Source organism: Virgibacillus ndiopensis (assembly GCF_900187325.1).
GTDB classification, from domain to species: Bacteria; Bacillota; Bacilli; order Bacillales; family Amphibacillaceae; genus Virgibacillus_E; species Virgibacillus_E ndiopensis.
The window spans coordinates 112,789-134,463 of record NZ_FZMZ01000005.1; the positions used below are offsets into that span (position 1 = coordinate 112,789).

Annotated in this window: 20 protein-coding genes; 15 read left to right on the forward strand and 5 right to left on the reverse strand. The window is 36.0% G+C overall.

Features of this window, described 5'->3' with window-relative positions:
• Positions 1-72 precede the first annotated feature (72 nt).
• On the forward strand, positions 73-840 hold the full coding sequence (gene fadH, locus CS937_RS07835) for a 2,4-dienoyl-CoA reductase (RefSeq protein ID WP_099157919.1): 768 nt from the start codon (positions 73-75) through the stop codon (positions 838-840).
• 54 nt (positions 841-894) lie between these two features.
• Here the strand turns inward: fadH and trhA are convergent, their stop codons facing one another.
• A complete protein-coding gene (gene trhA / locus CS937_RS07840; RefSeq protein WP_099157920.1) occupies positions 895-1,530 on the reverse strand; it encodes a PAQR family membrane homeostasis protein TrhA in 636 nt (211 codons plus the stop codon).
• Positions 1,531-1,738: 208 nt separating this feature from the next.
• Here trhA and cbpB point away from each other — a divergent pair, with 208 nt between their 5' ends.
• From cbpB to CS937_RS07865, 5 genes are all read left to right on the forward strand, one after another.
• Complete coding sequence (gene cbpB, locus CS937_RS07845; protein ID WP_099157921.1) at positions 1,739-2,188, forward strand: cyclic-di-AMP-binding protein CbpB; 450 nt, start codon at positions 1,739-1,741, stop codon at positions 2,186-2,188.
• Positions 2,189-2,264: 76 nt separating this feature from the next.
• A complete protein-coding gene (locus CS937_RS07850; protein WP_099157922.1) occupies positions 2,265-3,752 on the forward strand; it encodes an MDR family MFS transporter in 1,488 nt (495 codons plus the stop codon).
• Between the two features lie 65 nt (positions 3,753-3,817).
• Positions 3,818-4,537, forward strand: coding sequence for a 2,3,4,5-tetrahydropyridine-2,6-dicarboxylate N-acetyltransferase (gene dapD / locus CS937_RS07855; RefSeq protein WP_176555791.1), 720 nt, complete (start codon positions 3,818-3,820; stop codon positions 4,535-4,537).
• Positions 4,538-4,551: 14 nt separating this feature from the next.
• The gene (locus CS937_RS07860) at positions 4,552-5,667 is read left to right on the forward strand and encodes an N-acetyldiaminopimelate deacetylase (RefSeq protein WP_099157923.1); all 1,116 of its coding nucleotides are present in this window, start codon (positions 4,552-4,554) and stop codon (positions 5,665-5,667) included.
• 103 nt (positions 5,668-5,770) lie between these two features.
• Positions 5,771-6,013, forward strand: a complete 243-nt coding sequence (locus CS937_RS07865) for a YkuS family protein (protein WP_099157924.1) — start codon at positions 5,771-5,773, stop codon at positions 6,011-6,013.
• 119 nt (positions 6,014-6,132) lie between these two features.
• On the opposite strand, the gene CS937_RS07870 is transcribed toward CS937_RS07865, so the two are convergent.
• Positions 6,133-6,975, reverse strand: coding sequence for a mechanosensitive ion channel family protein (locus CS937_RS07870; protein WP_099157925.1), 843 nt, complete (start codon positions 6,973-6,975; stop codon positions 6,133-6,135).
• Between the two features lie 341 nt (positions 6,976-7,316).
• Between CS937_RS07870 and CS937_RS07875 the strand changes: the two genes are divergently transcribed.
• The 8 genes from CS937_RS07875 to CS937_RS07910 all read left to right on the forward strand — a co-directional run bounded on the left by CS937_RS07875 (position 7,317) and on the right by CS937_RS07910 (position 17,575).
• Entirely contained in the window at positions 7,317-7,859 is a 543-nt protein-coding gene (locus CS937_RS07875; protein ID WP_099157926.1) for a peroxiredoxin, read from the forward strand.
• A gap of 256 nt (positions 7,860-8,115) precedes the next feature.
• Positions 8,116-8,571 (forward strand): redoxin domain-containing protein, encoded by a 456-nt coding sequence (locus CS937_RS07880; protein WP_099157927.1) that lies wholly within the window; start codon positions 8,116-8,118, stop codon positions 8,569-8,571.
• A gap of 301 nt (positions 8,572-8,872) precedes the next feature.
• A complete protein-coding gene (locus CS937_RS07885; RefSeq protein ID WP_099158835.1) occupies positions 8,873-10,621 on the forward strand; it encodes an ABC transporter ATP-binding protein in 1,749 nt (582 codons plus the stop codon).
• 12 nt (positions 10,622-10,633) lie between these two features.
• Positions 10,634-12,475 (forward strand): ABC transporter ATP-binding protein, encoded by a 1,842-nt coding sequence (locus tag CS937_RS07890; RefSeq protein WP_099157928.1) that lies wholly within the window; start codon positions 10,634-10,636, stop codon positions 12,473-12,475.
• Positions 12,476-12,674: 199 nt separating this feature from the next.
• Entirely contained in the window at positions 12,675-14,021 is a 1,347-nt protein-coding gene (locus CS937_RS07895; protein WP_099157929.1) for a cytochrome ubiquinol oxidase subunit I, read from the forward strand.
• Positions 14,021-15,037, forward strand: coding sequence for a cytochrome d ubiquinol oxidase subunit II (locus CS937_RS07900; RefSeq protein WP_176555792.1), 1,017 nt, complete (start codon positions 14,021-14,023; stop codon positions 15,035-15,037). The genes CS937_RS07895 and CS937_RS07900 overlap by 1 nt, the downstream gene beginning before the upstream one ends.
• 63 nt (positions 15,038-15,100) lie before the next feature.
• Positions 15,101-15,769 (forward strand): potassium channel family protein, encoded by a 669-nt coding sequence (locus CS937_RS07905; RefSeq protein ID WP_099157931.1) that lies wholly within the window; start codon positions 15,101-15,103, stop codon positions 15,767-15,769.
• Positions 15,770-15,853: 84 nt separating this feature from the next.
• Complete coding sequence (locus tag CS937_RS07910; RefSeq protein WP_099157932.1) at positions 15,854-17,575, forward strand: pyruvate oxidase; 1,722 nt, start codon at positions 15,854-15,856, stop codon at positions 17,573-17,575.
• Between the two features lie 448 nt (positions 17,576-18,023).
• Here CS937_RS07910 and CS937_RS07920 read toward each other — a convergent pair whose 3' ends face one another.
• From CS937_RS07920 to CS937_RS07930, 3 genes are all read right to left on the reverse strand, one after another.
• A complete protein-coding gene (locus CS937_RS07920) occupies positions 18,024-18,221 on the reverse strand; it encodes a hypothetical protein (protein WP_099157934.1) in 198 nt (65 codons plus the stop codon).
• A gap of 179 nt (positions 18,222-18,400) precedes the next feature.
• Entirely contained in the window at positions 18,401-20,068 is a 1,668-nt protein-coding gene (rnjA, locus tag CS937_RS07925) for a ribonuclease J1 (protein WP_099157935.1), read from the reverse strand.
• Between the two features lie 4 nt (positions 20,069-20,072).
• A complete protein-coding gene (locus CS937_RS07930; protein WP_099157936.1) occupies positions 20,073-20,282 on the reverse strand; it encodes a DNA-dependent RNA polymerase subunit epsilon in 210 nt (69 codons plus the stop codon).
• A 617-nt stretch (positions 20,283-20,899) separates the two neighbouring features.
• On the opposite strand from CS937_RS07930, the gene CS937_RS07935 reads away from it, so the two are divergent.
• A complete protein-coding gene (locus CS937_RS07935) occupies positions 20,900-21,670 on the forward strand; it encodes a Cof-type HAD-IIB family hydrolase (RefSeq protein WP_099157937.1) in 771 nt (256 codons plus the stop codon).
• The last annotated feature ends 5 nt before the right edge of the window (positions 21,671-21,675 follow it).

Sequence of the window (21,675 nt, forward strand, 5' to 3'; positions counted from 1 at the left end):
TTTGACTTTTTGAAGTGTTAGCAATACTATTAATAGTATGAGATAAAATTATAAAATTTGCAGGGGGAACCTATGAAAAACAAAACAATTATCGTAACAGGTAGTTCTAGTGGTATGGGTAAGTATATGGCTAAAAAATTTGTTCTAGAAGGTGCAAATGTTGTTATTACGGGTAGACACGAAGATAAATTAATTCATACAAAAAAAGAATTAAATGAAGGTGCAACTGGTGACATTTTCATCGTTCCAATGGATGTTAGAAAGCCTGAAGATGTAGAACGGTTGGTTGAAAAAACCGTTGATAAGTATGGTGAAATTGATTATTTAATTAATAATGCTGCTGGAAATTTCATATGTGCAGCGGAGGACCTTTCTGTAAACGGATGGAACTCAGTTATTGATATTGTATTAAACGGTACTTTTTATTGCAGTCGTGAGGTTGGAAGGTACTGGATTGATAATGGAAAAAAAGGATCCATTTTAAATATGGTTGCTACATATGCTTGGAATGCTGGTGCTGGTGTCATTCATTCCTCAGCAGCAAAAGCAGGCGTGTTAAATATGACACGTACATTAGCAGTTGAATGGGGTACTAAATATGGGATTCGGGTAAATGCTATTGCACCTGGACCAATTGAGCGTACTGGGGGAGCAGATAAACTATTTCAATCCGAGAAAACGGCTGCACGTACTCTTAATTCTGTACCATTACGCCGACTTGGAAAGCCTGAAGAAATTGCTGAACTTGCCCATTTCTTACTATCCGAGAAAGCTTCATATATTAATGGTGAAGTTGTTACAATGGACGGGGGACAATGGTTAAATAAGTTTCCTTTTTGAATTCAAATGTGGCGAAAAAGAGCGTGTTATCTAGGTTAATAACACGCTCATTAATTATAGAACATAATAAAATATAGTAAAGAAATGAAAGGTAGATCCGGCGATAACGAATAAATGCCAAACTGCATGATGATACGGGAAGCTTCTCCACACGTAAAAGACAGCCCCAAAAGTGTAGCATAAGCCACCAATCATTAATAATTGAATACCATTTTCATGCATAATGGCAGTTAGAGGCTCCCAAACGAACATGATAAGCCAGCCCATTAAAATATAAAACACGGTTGATAAAAACAGAAATTTTTTGACGAAGTATAACTTAAAAATAATTCCTGCTATGGCAATCCCCCAAACAACTCCGAATAGTAGCAGGCCCGCTTCTCCTCTTAAATGTACAAGTAAAATGGGGGTGTACGTACCTGCGATGAATAAATAGATAGATGAATGGTCAAAAATTTGAAAAATATCCTTCCATCTTCCTTCAGGTAAGCTGTGGACAATTGTCGAGGATAAATACATGATTAGCATACTAAAACCAAAAATACTGACTGAAATAAATTTCTGTGGATTCTCATTCAGATTTGCATAGTCAATCAATACTATTAATCCAACTATACTTAATAAGGCACCAATTCCATGTGTTATAGCGTGTGCCATTTCCTCTTGTTTTGTATAGGTGTGGGTAGTCATAAAATATCCTCATTCTGATCTTCGACGTTAATAATAGTATATATTGATTCATGCATTTTATAAAATGCATTTCCATGTTTTATACACAAAATAGTGGTATATAAATAGATTCGAAAAGCTAATGTATGGTAAACTTTGTATGTGGGATTAAAATGTATACTCCTTTTAAAGGCACATATTTTATTGAATTGGAAAAGGAGCGTTCTGTATGAGTACTTTACAAGATAAGCAATTAACAGATATTGTGATTGGAGATTTAATGATATCATCTGAAAAAGTAGCACATGTACAAGTAAATAATCCTTTAGAACATGCTTTATTAGTATTAGTGAAATCCGGTTATTCATCAGTCCCAGTATTAGATGCATCCTATAAGCTGGTTGGTACAATTGGTAAAACGAAAATATTAAATGAAATTTTAGGGCTAGAGCGGTTTGAAGTTGAAAAATTAGCAGATATGAAGGTACAAGAGGTTATGAATACTGATATCCCTTGTTTATTAAGAGACAATATATTTATGGATGGGTTAAAGGCAGTAATCGATCACCCTTTTGTTTGTGTTGCTGATGAAGAGGGATACTTTGATGGAATATTAACAAGACGTGCCATTTTGAAACATATAAAACGAGACTATTATACAAATAACGATCATAAATAAATAGTGTCCGAATATACCCTTGCCATACTTGTATGACGGGGGTGTATTTTATTTTGGGGGAAAAGATGGGATAAAGATGGAAACAAACGAAAAAAGAAAAGATTTAAAACGACCTCTAATTCTAGCTTCAGTCATGCTAGGCATGTTCTTGGCTGCTATTGAGGCAACTATTGTAGCTACTTCAATGCCAAGTATTGTAGCAGATCTTGGAGGATTTTCTTTATATAGCTGGGTATTTTCAGCATATTTGTTAACAAATGCTGCGACAGTGCTCATTTTTGGAAAGCTTTCCGATATTTTTGGCAGAAAGCCTATTTTTGTTATTGGCATTTTAATTTTCTTAACAGGATCTACACTCTCAGGTTTTAGTACCTCGATCTTGATGCTAATATGTTTCCGTTTCATTCAAGGTATTGGTGCTGGAGCTTTGATGCCAATTGCAACAACAATCGTTGGTGATATTTATGATAAACAAGAACGGGCAAAAATTCAGGGTTATTTAGCTAGTGTGTGGGGTATTTCAGCTGTAACGGGACCACTATTGGGTGGTTTTTTTGTTGATGTACTAAGTTGGCAATTTATATTTTGGATGAATATCCCTCTAGGTATTCTTGCAATGCTCGGTATTGTTTTCTTTTTACATGAAGATATTGAAAAACAAACTCGGTCCATTGATTATCCAGGAGCGTTATGGATTGTAATTGCTGTAAGCTCACTCATGCTTATTTTAGTCGAAGGGGGAGTAGGTATTGCCTGGGATACTCCACTAATGTATGGACTAATTGGAATTACTTTATTTGGCTTTACGCTGTTTATTATTCAAGAACGCCGGACAAGTGATCCGATGATGCCATTTGAAATTTGGAAGCATCAGATTATTAGTGTGGCAAATGTAACTTCATTAACGATAGGCATGATATTAATTGGTGTGTCAAGCTATTTACCGGCTTTTGTGCAAGGTGTTATGGGCTATTCTGCGACAGTAGCTGGTTTTACTTTAACCACCATGTCAATCGGATGGCCAATTGCTTCAACAATTGCTGGTAGGTTATTATTAGTCATTGGTTACCGAGCAACTTCATTATTAGGTGGTATTTCATTAGTTGTAGGAGGGGTATTATTTTTTCTTTTATCACCAGATAAAGGACCAATTTGGGCTGGAACTGGCTCGTTTTTTATTGGCGTTGGAATGGGGTTAACAAACACGTCATTTATTGTTGCAATCCAAAGCTCTGTAGGTTGGAAAAAACGAGGAATAGCGACCGCGGCAAATATGTTCATGCGTTCACTTGGAAGTGCATTGGGCGCTGCATTTCTTGGTGGCCTATTAAATAACCAATTGAAAACATTTATTGAACATAAAGGTCTAGAGAATCGTGTTTCGGTTGATTCCGCAAATAATCTGTTAGACCCTAAGCAAACGGTATCGTTACCTAATGAAACAAAAACAGTGTTACAGGAAGGACTGACATCTGGATTGCATGTTGTATACACCGGATTATTTGTTTTGACAGTCATCAGTTTCATTTTTATTTGCTTTATGCCTAAAAAATCTGATGAATAGTTGTTGCGAGCAAGCCTTCTGTCTGCTAAAGTAAGTTCAATATAACTTTTAGGGGGAATAACTAAATGAAAATGATGGATGCAAATGAAATTATTAGCTTTATCTCAAATAGTAAAAAGAGTACACCTGTAAAGGTATACATAAAAGGCTTGCAGCTTGACACATTGAATTACCCTGATTCGGTTCAAGCTTTTGTTGAGAATAGCAGCGGGGTTTTGTTTGGCGAATGGAAAGAGCTTCAAGCTTTTTTAGTAGGTAATGAGGACGCTATTACTGATTTTGTGGTGGAAAATGATCGCCGCAATTCAGCAATTCCCTTACTTGATTTAAAAGATGTAAATGCACGTATTGAACCTGGTGCAGTCATTCGTGATCAAGTTTCAATTGGTGATGGGGCTGTTATTATGATGGGTGCTATGATTAATATCGGTTCAGTAGTTGGTGAGGGAACGATGATTGATATGAATGCTGTTCTTGGAGGACGTGCTACAGTAGGGAAAAACTGTCATATTGGTGCAGGAACAGTTCTTGCCGGTGTTATCGAGCCTCCTTCGGCAAAACCAGTTGTAATTGAAGACGATGTTGTCATTGGTGCAAATGTTGTTGTACTAGAAGGTGTTACAGTAGGGAAGGGGGCAATTGTAGCCGCTGGAGCTATTGTAACAAAGGATGTTGCTCCAAATACATTGGTAGCAGGTACACCAGCGAAAGTTCTTAAAGAAATTGATGAAAATACAAAATCAAAAACGGAAATCAAACAAGAATTACGTAAATTAGATGATTAAAGCAGGGGATTAATATGAATTTATCCGCTTTACAAAAAATTAGAAGAGAACTCCATCAAATTCCTGAATTAGGGTTTCAGGAGGTAAAAACACAAGCTTATTTACTCAGTCACATCAGAGCAATGCAGACAGAACGAGTGGACATACAAATTTGGCGTACAGGTATTTTGGTTCGAGTTGCTGGTACGAATCCGACGAAAACGATTGGATTCCGTACAGATATCGATGGTTTACCGATAACGGAAGAAACAAATTATTCGTTTCAATCGTTACATGAAGGAAACATGCATGCATGTGGACATGATTTTCATATGACGATTGCACTTGGAGCATTGCAATACATGAGTGAGCACCCTATTAATGATGATGTTGTGTTCCTGTTTCAGCCTGCTGAAGAGGGTCCAGGTGGCGCGTTACCATTGATGCAGTCAGCTGAATTTTTTAAATGGAAGCCAGATGTGATTTTTGCTTTACACATTGCGCCGGAGCTTCCAGTTGGTACGGTTTCCAGTAGAACTGGCTTGCTTTTTGCGAATACAAGTGAATTATTTCTTGATTTTGTTGGAAGAGGTGGACATGCTGCCTATCCCCATTTGACAAAGGATATGACGGTTGCGGCAAGTAATTTTGTCGTCCAGTTACAACAAATTGTTTCACGAGGATTAAATCCATTAGAGAGTGCGGTAATAACAATAGGGAAAATGGAAAGTGGATTTGTACAAAATGCAATTGCCGAAACAGCTCGACTGGAAGGTACAATTAGAACCGGTGATCCAAACTCAATTGATACGATAAAGAATAAATTAGAATCGCTGGTTGGTGGGTTTGAAATGATTCATGATTGTTCCATTTCAATTGATTATGGATCAAATTATTATCAAGTCTATAACACAAAGGAATACGTCAATATGTTTGAAAAGTCGGTCAAGGAAATTGGTGTATCCTTTCAAGAAGCTAATGCAGCAATGACAGGTGAAGATTTTGGTTATATGTTAAAAGAAATTCCTGGGTTCATGTTTTGGCTCGGTGTTGAATCACCATACGGGTTACACAATTCAAAACTTCAGCCAAAAGAAAAAGCACTTGAAACCGGTTTGAAGGTAGTCACAAAAATTCTCCATTCGTTATAAGTATTTATCCGACTACATCATCGGACACTCGATTTGCATACCTTTTTACTTTTAGGAAAAACTACATATGAGAATTTTAATGTATGTAGAGGAGGTAAGAAGTATGGCACGAATCGGTGTAGAAGAAACGCTTACAGATGTAAAGGATGCACTTATGGAAAAAGGATATGAGGTAGTAAATCTTGGTTCTGAAGAGGACACGGCTTATTGCGACTGCTGTGTTATTTCGGGACAAGACGAAAATGTGATGGGAATGCAGGAGACTAGTATTGCTGGACCTGTAATTGACGCCAGTGGATATAATGCAGAAGAAGTCTGTCAGATGGTAGAACAAAAATTAAGATAGTAATGTAAAAATGATAAAAACCCAGCTCTTTTAATTTGAGCTGGGTTTTATGTCGTCGACAAAAATTTCTTATAGCTGTTGGTATCTAGACAACAGCTAGCTGATCGTTCCACTTTTATTTACTTCATTTCTTTTTGTACAAATACTTGATGTGGAAAAGGGATCTCAATATTATTTATGTCAAAGGCTTCTTTAATTCGTTTGCGCATATCACGTTCACATCCAAATTGCTCTCCATTCTCGGTTTGTCCAACAACACGTAAGACAACATCAGAAGAGCCAAGACTTTGTACACCTAAAACATTCGGACCATCTTTAAAGCGATCGTCAGTTTGAAACTCCGTACATATTTGCTCAAGTACAACGATTGCTTCATCAATATTGTCATCATAGCTAATTCCAATATCAACAAGAGCACGCATGTTTCCACGTGAATGATTAGCAACACCTGCTATTTGTCTGTTAGGTACAAAGTTCAATGTCCCATCAAAACTGCGGATTTTCGTCGTACGTAGACCAACTTCTTCACAAATCCCATCAAATCCGCCAGCAGTTACATAGTCATCCACTTCAATTTGTCGCTCTAATAGAATAAAGAATCCTGTAACTATATCACTAACAAGCCCCTGGGCACCGAACCCAATCGCTAAACCGATTATTCCAGCACCGGCAAGAAGTGGTCCGATTGGAATTGAAAAAATAGCAAACAACATTATAATGAAGACAAAAATCATTACATACGAAAATAAATTAATTAATAATTTTTCTAATGTCTTTACTCGACCAGGTGATAACTTTTCATTGTTACCTGCCCTTTGGATAGTCCTTTCAATAATTTTCTTTCCAATTGGAACAAAAATGATAAAGGCAAGAATAAGCAAAACAATCTTTAGAGCTACCGGTAATACATCGTTTAAAAGCCCACCGATATTAAAGTTCAATCCATCCTTAAAAATATCCATATGTAATCTCCTTTCCATGTTCATTTTTCTATAATAGCGAAATTGTTGCTTCACATCAATAGATACCCTTTTCTATTGAGTCCTAAACAAATAGTAGACAATTAACTAGAGGGAGTGTTAGGGTAATATAGTGTTTTTGATTACAGACTTAGGTTTTCTAAATTATCTGTTTAAAGTGAAGCGATTAGGGCATAATAAATGACAATTGTTTCAAGTAATTGACGATATTGTGAAGACTAAATGTCCTTTTATTAAATGTATATCATTTAATATTGACCCAAAAGAAGTGATTGTCTATAATCTTCTATGGACATCAAATTATTACGTTGGAGGGATTACATATGGCAGAAAGAATGGTAGCAAAACAAGCACCACGTTTTGAGATGGAAGCAGTTATGCCAAACAAAGAATTTGGCAAGGTAAGTTTGGAAGAAATCATGAAAGAAGATAAATGGACAGTATTGTTCTTCTATCCAATGGACTTCACATTCGTTTGTCCAACAGAAATTACTGCAATGTCAGATCGTTATGATGAATTTGAAGACTTAGATGCAGAGGTAATTGGTGTATCAACAGATACGATACATACACATAAAGCATGGATTAATACAAGCCGTGACGATAACGGATTAGGTGAATTACAGTATCCATTAGCTGCTGATCACAATCATGCAGTTTCTCGTGATTATGGCGTATTAATTGAAGAAGAAGGTATTGCATTACGCGGATTATTCATCATTAACCCTGAAGGTGAATTACAATATCAAACAGTTTTTCATAACAACATTGGTCGTGATGTTGATGAAACATTACGTGTATTACAAGCACTTCAAACAGGTGGCTTGTGTCCAGCTAACTGGAAACCTGGACAAGAAACACTTTAAAAATTATTGACATATTAATAGGTAAGAAGGAGCTGACTCCACTTAAGATATTTTTCCATTAAATTAGAAAAGAATTTCATTGTGGGTTGGCTTCTTTTTGGATCAAAGGTGGCATGGGCTTTTCAACTGTGATAAGCGTAAGTAAGGGACCACAAAGGCATGGCATTCTAGCATTCACAGTGTTCTTTACTTGTGTTTCCAGTAGTTAGCCCACTAGAGCTGATGATAGTAAGTGATACAGCAGGAGGTAAGGACAATGAAATTAAGAGACCAAATGCCGGAACTTGATGGCGCAACAGAATGGTTTAATAGTAATCCGATTCAAAAAGGTGATTTAATTGGTAACAAACCTACATTAATTCATTTTTGGTCAGTGAGTTGCGGACTTTGCAAAGAAGCTATGCCGAATGTAAATGAATTCAGAGATGAATATAAGGATGAGCTTAATGTGATTGCTGTTCACATGCCTCGTTCTGAAAAGGATCTTGACCTTGATCAAATTAAAAGCGTTGCAGCTGAACATGATATTACACAACCGATATTCGTAGATAATAAACATACATTGACGGATGCGTTTAATAATCAGTATGTACCTGCTTACTATGTGTTTGATGAGGAAGGTAAATTAAGACATTTTCAAGCTGGTGGTGGCGGTATGAAAATGCTGCGTAAACGTGTAAATCGTGTGTTAGGCAATACGGAGAAAAAATAAAAATATAGATTTTTATATGAAGCTGTACCATTTCAAAATAATGGTGCAGTTTTTTTGTCTAGGAAAACAATTATAATGCTGCAGATACTTAACCACTGTACGAATTACATCCAGTTCCAACGCTATAGCGTGAAGAACGTCCTTTAACGCCGTACAATAAGTTAATATCATTTATCCTACCAGTTTACTTAGATTTCACCCTTTTAAAAATTTTTTAAAAAATTAAGCAAAAAGTGTAGCAATTTATTTCGGAAGCCGTTATATTAGTAATTACGTAAAAACATCAGGAGGTGGGATGAATTTGGATACATTTAAAAGGTTGAAGCAATTTTATTGGCCATTTAAAAAATATTTTTTCAGTTCGTTGTTTTTTTTAGTTTTTGTAACGGCGATTACTGTAGTGTATCCAATCATTTTACAACAAACAATTGATGAGGTTGTGTTGAAGGACAGATATAACATAATACCTTATATTGCCCTTGCCTTTTTAATTGTTATGATTGTAAAAGGATTTGCTACGTATTTTCATCAATATTTAGGAGACTTATTCGGTATTAAATCGGTCTATACAATGCGAAATGCCATATATGAAAAGCTACAAGTATTATCCTTTAAATATTATGATAATGCTAAAACCGGGGATTTAATGTCGCGACTAACTGCAGATGTTGAAGGGTTTCGTTTTTTTCTTTCGGTCGGCTTTGCTGAAGTTGTCCGAATAACGTTATTAATACTGTTTAGTTTAAGTGTCATGTTTTATTTTTCTGTACCACTAACATTAGTAACGATGGCCGCTATGCCTTTTCTAGCTATTGTTGTTTTTCGATTTGATAAACGGGTACACCCTGCATTTAGAAGTATTCGGAAATCGTTCGGAAACTTAAATACAAGAGTGCAAGAAAACATAAGTGGGATGAATACAGTAAAGTCATTATCCAGAGAAGGTTTTGAAATAGATCGATTTTCAACTAGTAATGATACGTATAAGCAAAATTATATTAAAACCTCAGAAATCTGGGCTAAATTCTTTCCGTTAATGGAGTTCATTGGTAATGTTTGTGCGGTAGCCCTTCTTGCGTTCGGTGGATATTTAGTAATTGAAGGAAGGGTTACACCAGGGGAATTAGTGGCATTCTTTAGTTTAGTGTGGTATATCCTGGGACCACTAATGAACTTAGGATTTGTTATAAATTTATTTTCTCAAGCGAAAGCATCAGGTGAGAGATTAATTGAGATTTTAGATGCTAATGAAGATATTGTTGAGAAGAAGAATGCAGTTGATATAGCAATTAAGGGCCATGTAACATTTAATGACGTTACACTAACCTATACAGAAAATGACGATTCAGCTTTAAAGGATATTTCATTTGATGCACCACCCGGAAAGGTAATTGGCTTAATTGGAGCGACCGGTTCCGGTAAAACAAGCATTACACAATTGATCACTCGTTTTTATGAACCTGAAAAGGGAGATGTATTAGTTGATGGAAGACCGGTTTCCGATTATCAATTAAAGGCTTTAAGAAAAAATATTGGTTTTGTTTTACAAGAGCCGTTTTTATTTTCTACGTCCATTCGAGAAAACATTTCATACGGAAATCCTGACATGTCTGATGAGCAAATTGTTGATGCTGCTAAAAGAGCCCAGGCACATGATTTTATAATGGAGATGCCAAAAGGATACGACACGATGTTAGGTGAACGTGGTATGGGATTGTCAGGTGGACAAAAGCAGCGGATAGCAATTGCTAGAGCCATTTGCATTAATCCAAGTATTTTAGTTTTGGATGATGCTACATCAGCAGTTGATATGGAAACGGAATTCAAAATACAAAAGGCATTAAAAGAAGTTATGGTTGGAAGAACGTCGTTTATTATTGCCCATCGGATATCATCGTTGAAACACGCAGATGAAATTTTAGTACTTGAAGATGGTGAAATTGTTGAACGCGGTACACATGACAAACTGCTGAACAACAATGGACCATATCAACGAATTTATGATATCCAGTATCAGGATCGTGAAGCTATTATGAATGGTGTCAGCTAAGGGGGATCCAAATTGGCTAAAACAAAAAATATACAAGCAAAAAGCCGTCATCTCAAAAGGTTTTATTATACAGTCGATCAGGCAGTTGAGAAACCGTTTAACTGGAAGCAAATGTGGCGATTATTAGGATATGTAAAACCATATTCTAAGACCTATCTACCAGGTGCTATTATTGCTATGTTTATTTCAACCATTGTAAGATTGGTTGTTCCTATAATAATTGGTAAAGTTGCATTGGATGTTGCAATTCATAACAAAGATACAACACTACTAACTTATTTGGTTATTGGAATTGGTTTTTTATATTTATTAAACTATATTAGTAATATTTTAAGGATCAAATGGGTAAATATTTTAGGCCAAAATGTTATTTTTGATATTCGACAACATTTATTTTCCCATGTACAGCGACTTTCTCATCGTTTTTTCGATTCTAGGTCAGCAGGATCTATACTAGTACGAATTATGAATGATATCACATCACTACAAGAACTGTTTACAAATGGAATCATTAATTTACTGATGGATGTCGTTACACTTACGGGAATTATCGTCATTTTATTGGTTCTAAGTCCAAAGTTAGCTTTAGCTATCATGATTGTATTACCAATCATGTTTTACATTTCAACTAAACTAAGACGTAACATTCGCCGATCATGGCAAAACGTAAGAATCCAACAATCACGCTTGAATTCTCATTTAAATGAAGGTATTCAAGGAATCCGAATTACCCAATCCTTTTCACAGGAACAAGAAAATGCGGAATATTTCAATGGTGTTAATGAGGATAATTTTGAAAGCTGGCGAATTGCCTCGAAAAAGAGTGCAATGTTTCGTCCATTCGTTGAGATGAGTAATGCAGTTGGAACAATTATTCTAATCACATATGGTGCATATTTGATTCTTTTAGGAGAAGCGAATGGTGGTATTGAAATAGGTACTTTTGTAGTATTTGCGTTCTTCTTAGGAATGTTTTGGGAACCTATTTCAAGGCTTGGTCAAATGTATAATCAGCTTTTAATGGCGATGTCAGCCTCTGAGAGGATATTTGAATTCTTGGATGAAAAGCCAAACGTTGAAGAGAAAGAAAATGGATTTGAATTTACGGACATGAAAGGGAAGATTGAATTTGACCGTGTTCAATTCTCCTATGAGAAGGATCGTATTGCATTGCATGAAATATCTCTAGACATAGAACAGGGTCAAACCATTGCGCTTGTTGGTCATACTGGTAGTGGAAAATCAACTATCGCAAATTTAATAAGTCGATTTTATGACCCAACAAAAGGAACCGTTCATATTGATGGGCATGATCTACGCGAAGTGAAATTAGATAGTTTGCGTCAGCAAATTAGTGTTGTATTGCAAGATACATTTATTTTTTCTGGAACTATCATGGAGAATATCCGCTTTGGACGTCCAAATGCTACTGATGAAGAAGTAATCAATGCTGCCAAAGTTGTTGGAGCTGACGAATTTATTGGTCGTTTAGCAAATGGATATGAAACTGAAGTAGAAGAACGGGGGAATGTATTGTCAGCAGGTGAGAGGCAATTGTTGTCATTTGCGAGAGCGCTTCTTGCTGATCCGCGAATATTGATTCTAGATGAAGCTACTGCAAGTATTGATACGGAAACAGAAGTAAAAATACAAACTGCTTTAGGCAAGTTATTAAAGGGAAGAACTGCAATCATTATTGCTCACAGGCTTTCCACCATTCGTGAAGCTGATGAAATATTTGTATTGCAACACGGAAAGGTATTGGAACATGGTAATCATCAACAATTAATGGACTATCGTGGAGAATATTTTGATTTAGTAAAATCACAATTTCAAATGTTAGATGCAATGTAAATGTAGTTAGTAGTAGCAGCCTCTTTTGTAAAGGGGTTGCTTTTTTGTATAGAAAGTTAATGATGTGTACTGGGAATTCACTATGGGTATATTAAAAAAGGTGGAAGTTAATTAAATTTGATGCATGATGAGCATATTAATATGGAGTTCAATTCTTCAATTTAATCATACGGAACGGAATGGGGGAGGTAAAGCAATAATGGAATTTGACAGTGTTTTGATGAGTAGAATGCTTACAGCAATGACGCTTGGATTTCACATCATTTTTGCAACAATAGGTGTCGGGGTCCCAGTAATGATCTCCATTGCGGAGTTTTTAGGTATTAAGAAAAAGGATCCCCATTATACATTGCTGGCACGTCGTTGGACAAGGGGATTTGTGATAACAGTTGCAGTTGGTGTAGTAACTGGTACAGCAATCGGCTTGCAATTATCATTACTGTGGCCAAATTTTATGCAAGTAGCTGGAAATGTGATTAGTTTACCTTTGTTCCTGGAAACATTTGCGTTTTTCTTTGAAGCTATTTTTCTAGGAGCCTATCTTTATACATGGGATCGATTTAAAAACCCTGTCATCCATTGGCTCTTGTCATTACCGATTGTAATTGGATCAAGTTTTTCAGCGGTATTTATTACTTCTGTTAATGCATTTATGAACACACCACAAGGATTTACAATGGAGGACGGAAAAATAACAACAATTGATCCAATTGCAGCAATGTTGAATCCAGCCACACCAACTAAGGTATTTCATGTACTTAGTTCATCTTATTTAACATCGGCAGCGATACTTGCTGCGATTACAGCGTTTATTATATTAAAGAAAAAATCATCAACTTATCATAAAAAAGCCTTAAAACTAACGGTTTCAGCTACTTTCATTTTTGCTTTATTAACGGCGATTGCTGGTGATTTATCAGCTAAATTTTTAGCGGATTATCAACCAGAGAAATTAGCAGTTGCGGAATGGCACTTTCAAACAGAGAATGGAGCAGATTTAATCTTATTCGGTAATTTAAATGAAAACCATGAAGTAGAAAATGAAATCCGAATACCAAACTTTTTAAGTTTTTTGGCACATGGTGATTTTAATAGTAAGGTAACTGGTTTAGATCATTTCCCAAAGGATGAAATTGCACCATTTTGGGTCCATTACATGTTTGATCTAATGGTTATTCTAGGGATGTTTGCTTTAACCGTTTCACTTTTTTATTTAGTATTCTACAAAGTAAAAAAATGGAACGAACATAATAAGTGGTTACTAATTTTATTGATCATCAATGGTCCGCTAGCAATGATTGCATTAGAGTTTGGTTGGATATATGCAGAGGTGGGAAGACAACCGTGGATTTTGCGTGGATATATGAAGGTGGATCATGCTGCTACAACGTCTCCACATGTTGATTCCATGTTTTTCTTATTTTTAGCCTTGTATATTATATTAGGGACATTATGTGTGATTGTTTTACGAAAGTTGTTCCGAGATAGTCCAGTTGAAATTGAGCTTGAAGAACGATATCCAAACATAAAAAAGGGTGATGAATAATGAGTTATGAAATCATCGGAATAACGGTACTTTGGATATTTTTATACGGCTATCTAATCGTGGCATCAATCGATTTTGGTGCAGGTTTTTTTGCCTTTTATGCAAAGATGACGAAAAAAGATCATATTATCAATCAGTTAATTTCGAGGTATTTATCACCTGTATGGGAGGTGACGAATGTATTTTTTGTTTTCTTTTTTGTAGGATTGGTTGGTTTTTTCCCTGATGCCGCCTATTATTATGGCAGTGCATTATTGGTACCAGGGTCGATAGCAATAGTTCTATTAGCTATTCGTGGTTCGTTTTATGCATTTGAGAATTATGGATCTAAGAAAAGTAATCTTTACATGTTTTTATACGGTGCCACAGGCTTATTAATACCTGCGTCACTTTCAATCGCCTTAACGTTATCGGAAGGTGGTTTTATCGTAGAAAAAAATGGGGAAGTATCCCTTTTATTGAATGCGTTGCTAACTAGCCCATATTCCTGGAGTGTTGTATTTTTAGCTATTGTGTCTGTACTCTATATTAGCTCTACATTTTTGACATTTTATGCTGCACGTGCAGATGACAAGCCGGCATTAAAATTAGTGAAAAACTATGCCTTGTTTTGGAGTGTTCCAACGATTATTGCCAGTCTAACTACATTCATTGCATTAAGTCAGCACAATCCAAGACACTATAACGAGATGATGGAATTATGGTCGATGTTCGGCTTGTCAGTCGGATTTTTCATGATTGCTATGTGGTTAATTTTTCAAGGTAAATATTATGGTCTAGCTTTTATTTCTGTAATGCTACAGTTTTTCTTTGCCTTTTTTGGCTATGGATGGGCGCATTTACCGTATTTACTTGATCCATATATCACAATTTATGAAAATGCGACACATGAGTCAATGGGAATAGCCTTAATTATCGCCTTTATCGCAGGTTTATGTTTGTTGGTGCCTTCCTTACTGCTGTTAATGAAGATGTTTCTATTTGACGCAGATTATGTGAAAGGAGAAAAATCGTAATACAATTATCTAACAGAATATGATAGACTAAATAGAAGTAATTTGGATGATGGAGGAAAAGGGATGAAACGAGAATTTGCGGTAATAGGATTAGGTCGTTTCGGTGGAAGTATCTGCCGTGAATTAAGTATGGAAGGTATGGAAGTATTAGCAATTGATAATGATGAAGACAAAATTAATGAGTTTAAAAATATTGCATCTCATGCTGTTATAGCAGATTCCACAGATGAAGCAACGTTAAAAGAGTTAGGTATTAAAAATATCGACCATGTTATTGTGGCGATAGGGGATAACATTCAGGCAAGTATCTTAACAACGGTTGTTTTAACGGATTTGGGTATTGAAAAAATTACTGTTAAGGCACAAAACGATTACCATGAAAAGATTTTAAATAAAATAGGTGCAAACCAGGTTGTTCATCCGGAGCGTGATATGGGGAAACGGATTGCACATAATATTATTTCCAATAATATTCTTGATTATTTGGAACTATCGGATGACCATAGTATAGTTGAAGTTAAAGTTGGAGAAAAAATGATTGGAAAAACATTAATTGAATTAGATATCCGGGCAAATTACGGATGTAACGTCGTGGCCATTAAACGCGGCAAAGAGATTAATGTTTCCCCAAGTGCCGAGGATGCTCTAAGAGAAGACGATATATTAATTGTTATCGGGTCAGATAAGGATATTTCCCGATTTGAAAAACACCTAGTAGTGGAGAATGATTAAAAAAACCTGTGTAAAGCAGGTTTTTTTTATTTATTTAAAGGTAATGGAATAGAAAGGACGTGAATGAAGAAAGGGTGTGCTTATATGTTTGAAAAAAGAACTGGAGAAATACTTACTGATCTTCTAGTTCAATGGAAGGTAAATCATATTTATGGGATGCCTGGTGATTCAATTAATGAATTAATTGATGATTTGCGCAAAAAACAGGAGAATATTGATTTTATCCAAATTCGTCATGAAGAGGTTGGGGCATTAGCTGCGAGTTCTTATGCAAAATTGACAGGAAAGCTTGGTGTATGCTTATCGATAGCTGGGCCAGGTGCAATTCACTTGCTTAATGGCTTATATGATGCAAAACAAGACTCGGTGCCTGTTTTGGCACTTGTTGGACAAGTATCAAGTTCTCAGGTTGGAACAGATGCTTTTCAAGAAATAAATTTAGAGACGTTGTTTGATGATGTAGCTGCGTTTAATAAACGGGCCGAATCTGCTGAACAATTGCCTGACCTATTAAATATGGCTATTAGGACTGCTTACGCTAAAAAAGGTGTTGCCGTTTTAATCGTTCCAGATGATCTATTTGCAGTCAAACAAAAACAAACAAGTCAATTAGCGGCATCAGAATATATTGAACCTACTAAAATTCCTGATCAAGATTCATTACATTACGCAGTAGACTTATTAAATAATGCAAAAAAACCGGTTATTTTAGCTGGCAGAGGTGCACGAGGTGCAAGAAATGAATTAGTTGAATTTGCTCATACGATCAAATCCCCTATTGTGTTAAGTTTGTTAGGTAAAGGGATTATCCCTGATTACCATGAGCTAAACCTAGGTCAACATGGGCAAATTGGAACTAAGCCTGCCTATGAAGCTATTATGAATACCGATTTGTTGCTGCTTATTGGAACTTCCTTTCCATACCGTGACTTTTTGCCTTCCGATGCTAAAGCTATTCAAATAGAATTAAAATCGGAAAAAATCGGTAATTACTATCCTATTACACAAGGTCTTTGCGGGGATGTAAAAAATATTCTGCCAATGCTTACGTCAATGATTCCTGAGGAAACCGATTGTTCATTTTTAGAAAAATACCAGGAAAAAATGAAAAAATGGCATGTCCATATGCAAGAAGAGAAAATAGATAAAACAAATCCAATCCAAGCACCACAGCTTATGTATCAACTGGAACAGGTAATAGAGAATGATGCCATCATTTCCTGTGATGTTGGAAATGTCACCGTATGGACAACGCGCTTTTTCCCGTTTAAAAACCAAAAATTTCTTATTTCTGGTCGTTTAGCTACAATGGGGTCTGGGTTACCTGGAGCAATAGCATCTCAAATAGCTTTTCCGGAGAAACAAGTAATTGGGATTTGTGGCGACGGTGGTTTTACAATGGTAATGCACGATTTTGTTACAGCGGTCAAATATAATTTACCAATTAAAATAGTTATATTAAACAACAGTAAGATAGGCATGATTAAATATGAGCAAGAAGAAATGGGACACCTTCATTACCAGACAGAGTTAGGAGATATTGATTTTGCTGCATTTGCTAAAAGTTGTGGTGGTGAGGGCTATCGTGTTGACAATCAAGAAGATATGAGAAATGTATTGCAACAAGCTTTCACATCAAATAAACCAACCATTATTGATGTTATAATAGAAGAACAGGCACCTTTGCCAGGAAAAATAACATATGACCAAGCCATCACATACGGTCAATATTTAATTAAGGAATTTTTTACAAATAATAAGGTTGAGTTTCCAGATGTGAAAAAATCGATTAGAAGGCTGATATAATGATTAAGGCTATTTTATAAAAAAATTGTTGCTTTTATACAAAAGTCATAGAATGCGACATAACAGTAACGTGATTTTCGCTCCGGGCACTCACTTTCCGCGGGCGGCTGGTGAGCCTCGTCGCGGGGTCTCACCTATGCCTTTCCTCCCGCAGGAGTCGACTGCTCTCCGCTCCAACCACCGACATTTAGTGGTGAATGTTATGAAATCGCAGGTGGCGCTCAATCCTAGCGAAGGGAAAATACGGAGACTCCTGCGGGAAAGCGAAGACGGTGAGACCCCACAGGGAGCGGTCTTTGCGAGCGAGGAGGCTCAGCGCGAGCCCGCGGAAAGCGTAGTATTTTCCCGCAGCGTGTCTCAGAGTACCGAACATGATTTTAACGTACGTCGCATTTTACCTGAAACTACGAGGTTAATAAGCAATAGAATTTACGTAAAACGTGCATAATTAAAAATTAAAAAACGAATCGTTATTTTCGTACATTTGGTGTGTATCATTTTGTGCTTGAGGATTCTGTTCCCGTTGATTTTTAGTACCATCATAGGAGTTATCAAAGGACTGTCCACTTTTTTTAGCCCTGCGATCATAAAGAAGTGCAACAATAAATATGATAACAATTGGAACAACAATATAAAGCCAGGTCACCGAAATCACCTCCTGTATAAGTAACAAAGGATGACATCGTTATTATAGGTATCATCATAATTAGTTTATGTGAGTACTTCTATAACGATGTCATCCTTAAGTTGTTGGTAATTATAGCAGCAAGAATATTAGCTAGTCATTATTTTCTAGCTTTTGACCACTTGCCTCTAACTTCTGTATTAAATTTCCATAATAATTGGCAATACCATTGGTCTACGTTTTGTTTTTTCATAGAGGAATGGTGCAATTGTATCTGTTATTTCATTTTTAATCTCTGACCATTGTGTTGTTTTGCGTTCCATCACTTTATTCAAATGTGCCGCAACGAGCTTTTGTGCTTCATTAATTAAATCCTCAGATTCTCTCATGTAGACAAAACCACGTGAAATAATATCTGGTCCAGAAGAAACTTTAAACTCTTTCATATTAATACTAACCACCACAATGACAAGTCCTTCTTCAGAAAGTATTCGTCTGTCACGTAATACAATGTTACCAATGTCGCCAATACCGCTACCATCAACATAGACAGACCCAGAAGGTATTTTTCCTGCAATGGTTGCATTGTCTTTTCCTAATGCAAGGACATCGCCATTATCCATAATGAAAGAATTTGCTGGATCGATACCACATAATTTTGCAAGCTTTGTATGCTCTTTTTGCATGCGGTATTCTCCATGGATAGGCATGAAAAATGTTGGTTTAATCAGTCTGAGCATTAATTTTTGCTCTTCTTGACTTCCATGTCCTGACGTATGAATATCGCTAAGTTTGCCATGAATTACGTCAGCTCCAGCGCGGTATAATTTATTAATTGTACGACTTACACTGATTGTATTTCCAGGGATTGGAGAAGAAGAAAATACAACCGTGTCACCAGGGATTATTTGGATTTGTCTATGTGTACCATTTGCAATTCGTGATAATGCAGCCATCGGTTCTCCTTGTGATCCAGTACAAAGAATGGTTACGTCTTGTGCAGGGAGACGGTTTATTTGATTTGCATCAATAAATGTCTCTTTTGGAGCATTAATGTAACCTAATTCTCGTCCAATTGTAATGGATGACTCCATACTACGGCCGAAAACAGCAATTTTACGATTATGTTTTACGGCAGCTTCTACTACTTGTTGCAGACGAAAAATGTTGGAAGCGAAAGTTGCAAAAATTATTCTTCCATTCGTTTTACTAAAAATGTCATTGATACTACCACCAACAACGCGTTCAGACATAGTAAATCCAGGTACTTCACTATTTGTGCTATCGGAAAGTAAGCAAAGTACGCCTTCTTTACCTATTTCAGCCATTTTGGTTAAATTAGCTGGTTCTCCGACAGGTGTAAAATCAAATTTAAAATCTCCAGTATGAACGATATTTCCTGGAGGGGTTTTCACAACGATACCATATGAATCCGGGATACTGTGTGTTGTTCGGAAAAAAGCGACAGATGTTTTACGGAATTTAATAACATCGTCTTCTCCAATAATATTTAACTTAGCATTTCTTAATAGTCCATGCTCGTCTAATTTGTTTCTGATTAAGCCGATCGCGAGTTTTCCAGCATAAATTGGTACATTAATTTCACGTAGTAGGTAAGGGATACCTCCTATATGATCTTCATGACCATGAGTAACAATTAATCCTTTAATTTTATCTTGGTTTTGTACTAGGTAGGTATAATCAGGAATCACATAATCGATGCCAAGTAATTCATCTTCAGGAAATTTAATTCCCGCATCGATTAGAATTATTTCATCTTGAAACTGTACACCATATGTGTTTTTTCCAATTTCTCCCAGTCCGCCTAGTGCAAAAACTGCTGTCTGGTCATTTTTTACAAATTTCATATGATTACACAGACTCCAACATAAAATGTTCAGATTGCTTTTCGTAGGCTAAATGTGCCTCATCTAATACTTGGATAAACTCGATATTAAGGTCGCGATCTAAGAGTTTGGTACGTACTTCTTTTTCGGATTCTGCCTCTACATAGAGACTTTTTGTGCGTTCTCTAACAGGAATTTCTTGTTTTAATTCCTGATATAATACTTTAAAAATCATTCCATCTCTCCTAACTTCTTCTATATTCTTTTTTGATTACTGAATAGAGCTGACAATAAGACGAACAGCTTTTACGAAAAGATATTCTTCTGTAAGGTAAGTTATTGTAAATCCACTCTTCAGTCATCATCACTTCAATTATCCAGCTTAAGCGTCCAGTGATTAGTGGATTTTCTCTACCCGACTTATAATTCACTTACGCTTTATTCCGTAGCATGGTTAATCTTCGTATGGTATCGTTTTACTGTGTGATTGGTGACATTAATGGTAGTCTTTTTTACAAGTAGTAGGTACACGTCCTTGGCCTAAAAAATCCTTCCAGCGTTTTTTCAGCTTTTCTTTTAGGCGTTTTAACATGGGTATTTGCATCTCCTTTCTAAGTTTAAGAAAAGCAAAAACGTTCTACCGATCCAATCCCTCTTATTTATAGTATAGTACTGTTTGAGGAAATTTGAAATAAAAATGCTATATTTATGTGAAAAAAGATTATTTTTTACTATAATATATGCTTGTTGACTTGAAACTTTTCATTACTACTATTTTTTACTTAGTACAAATTATTATGCAGTAAACTATAGTGGTATTTTGAAAAGTAATATTAAAAAGGGAGTATGGTTATGAACAAAAAAATAGTTTTTTTTGATATTGATGGAACGCTGGTTGATTTTAACAAGGAAATTCCTCTATCAACCAAAAATGCTATACAACAGTTGAAAAATAGTGGTGTGTATGTTGCGATTGCAACTGGTAGGGCGCCATATATGTTTGAAAATATCCGAAAAGAGCTGGAGATCGAATCGTTTGTTAGCTTTAATGGGCAATATGTCGTGTTTGAAGGGGAACTTGTTTATGATAACCCCTTAGGGCAAGGTGCATTGAAACGATTGTGTGATGCTTCGGATAATGATTTTCCTATGATATTTATGGGTGCTGAAGAAATGCGTGCAACAAAGGGAGATAGTACGTATATTAAAGAAAGTTTCAATAGCTTAAAATTCCATTATCCGGATGTAGACCCGAATTATTATGACAATAAAGCAATATATCAAGCACTGCTTTTTTGTGAACGAAATGAGGAAAAGCCGTTGCAGGATGAACACAATGCATTCCGATTTCTCAGGTGGCATGATTTTTCTTGTGATGTGTTGCCAACAGGGGGATCAAAAGCAATTGGCGTACAAAAGTTGATTGAGGCAAGTGGATTGAATGTTAGTGATACATATGCTTTTGGTGATGGATTGAATGATATCGAAATGATCAAGGAAATTGGAACTGGCATCGCAATGGGGAATGCAGTAAAAGAATTAAAAGAAATAGCTGATCATGTTACTGACGACGTTGATAAAGATGGTATTTTAAAGGGATTACAGTTTTATCATTTAGTTTAAGAAAA

Bases quoted from the DNA above. Each gene is read 5' to 3' on its own strand.
- fadH (WP_099157919.1), top strand. From the start codon at position 73: ATGAAAAACAAAACAATTATCGTAACAGGTAGTTCTAGTGGTATGGGT.
- trhA (WP_099157920.1), bottom strand. From the start codon at position 1,530: ATGACTACCCACACCTATACAAAACAAGAGGAAATGGCACACGCTATA.
- cbpB (WP_099157921.1), top strand. From the start codon at position 1,739: ATGAGTACTTTACAAGATAAGCAATTAACAGATATTGTGATTGGAGAT.
- CS937_RS07850 (WP_099157922.1), top strand. From the start codon at position 2,265: ATGGAAACAAACGAAAAAAGAAAAGATTTAAAACGACCTCTAATTCTA.
- dapD (WP_176555791.1), top strand. From the start codon at position 3,818: ATGAAAATGATGGATGCAAATGAAATTATTAGCTTTATCTCAAATAGT.
- CS937_RS07860 (WP_099157923.1), top strand. From the start codon at position 4,552: ATGAATTTATCCGCTTTACAAAAAATTAGAAGAGAACTCCATCAAATT.
- CS937_RS07865 (WP_099157924.1), top strand. From the start codon at position 5,771: ATGGCACGAATCGGTGTAGAAGAAACGCTTACAGATGTAAAGGATGCA.
- CS937_RS07870 (WP_099157925.1), bottom strand. From the start codon at position 6,975: ATGGATATTTTTAAGGATGGATTGAACTTTAATATCGGTGGGCTTTTA.
- CS937_RS07875 (WP_099157926.1), top strand. From the start codon at position 7,317: ATGGCAGAAAGAATGGTAGCAAAACAAGCACCACGTTTTGAGATGGAA.
- CS937_RS07880 (WP_099157927.1), top strand. From the start codon at position 8,116: ATGAAATTAAGAGACCAAATGCCGGAACTTGATGGCGCAACAGAATGG.
- CS937_RS07895 (WP_099157929.1), top strand. From the start codon at position 12,675: ATGGAATTTGACAGTGTTTTGATGAGTAGAATGCTTACAGCAATGACG.
- CS937_RS07900 (WP_176555792.1), top strand. From the start codon at position 14,021: ATGAGTTATGAAATCATCGGAATAACGGTACTTTGGATATTTTTATAC.
- CS937_RS07905 (WP_099157931.1), top strand. From the start codon at position 15,101: ATGAAACGAGAATTTGCGGTAATAGGATTAGGTCGTTTCGGTGGAAGT.
- CS937_RS07910 (WP_099157932.1), top strand. From the start codon at position 15,854: ATGTTTGAAAAAAGAACTGGAGAAATACTTACTGATCTTCTAGTTCAA.
- rnjA (WP_099157935.1), bottom strand. From the start codon at position 20,068: ATGAAATTTGTAAAAAATGACCAGACAGCAGTTTTTGCACTAGGCGGA.
- CS937_RS07930 (WP_099157936.1), bottom strand. From the start codon at position 20,282: ATGATTTTTAAAGTATTATATCAGGAATTAAAACAAGAAATTCCTGTT.
- CS937_RS07935 (WP_099157937.1), top strand. From the start codon at position 20,900: ATGAACAAAAAAATAGTTTTTTTTGATATTGATGGAACGCTGGTTGAT.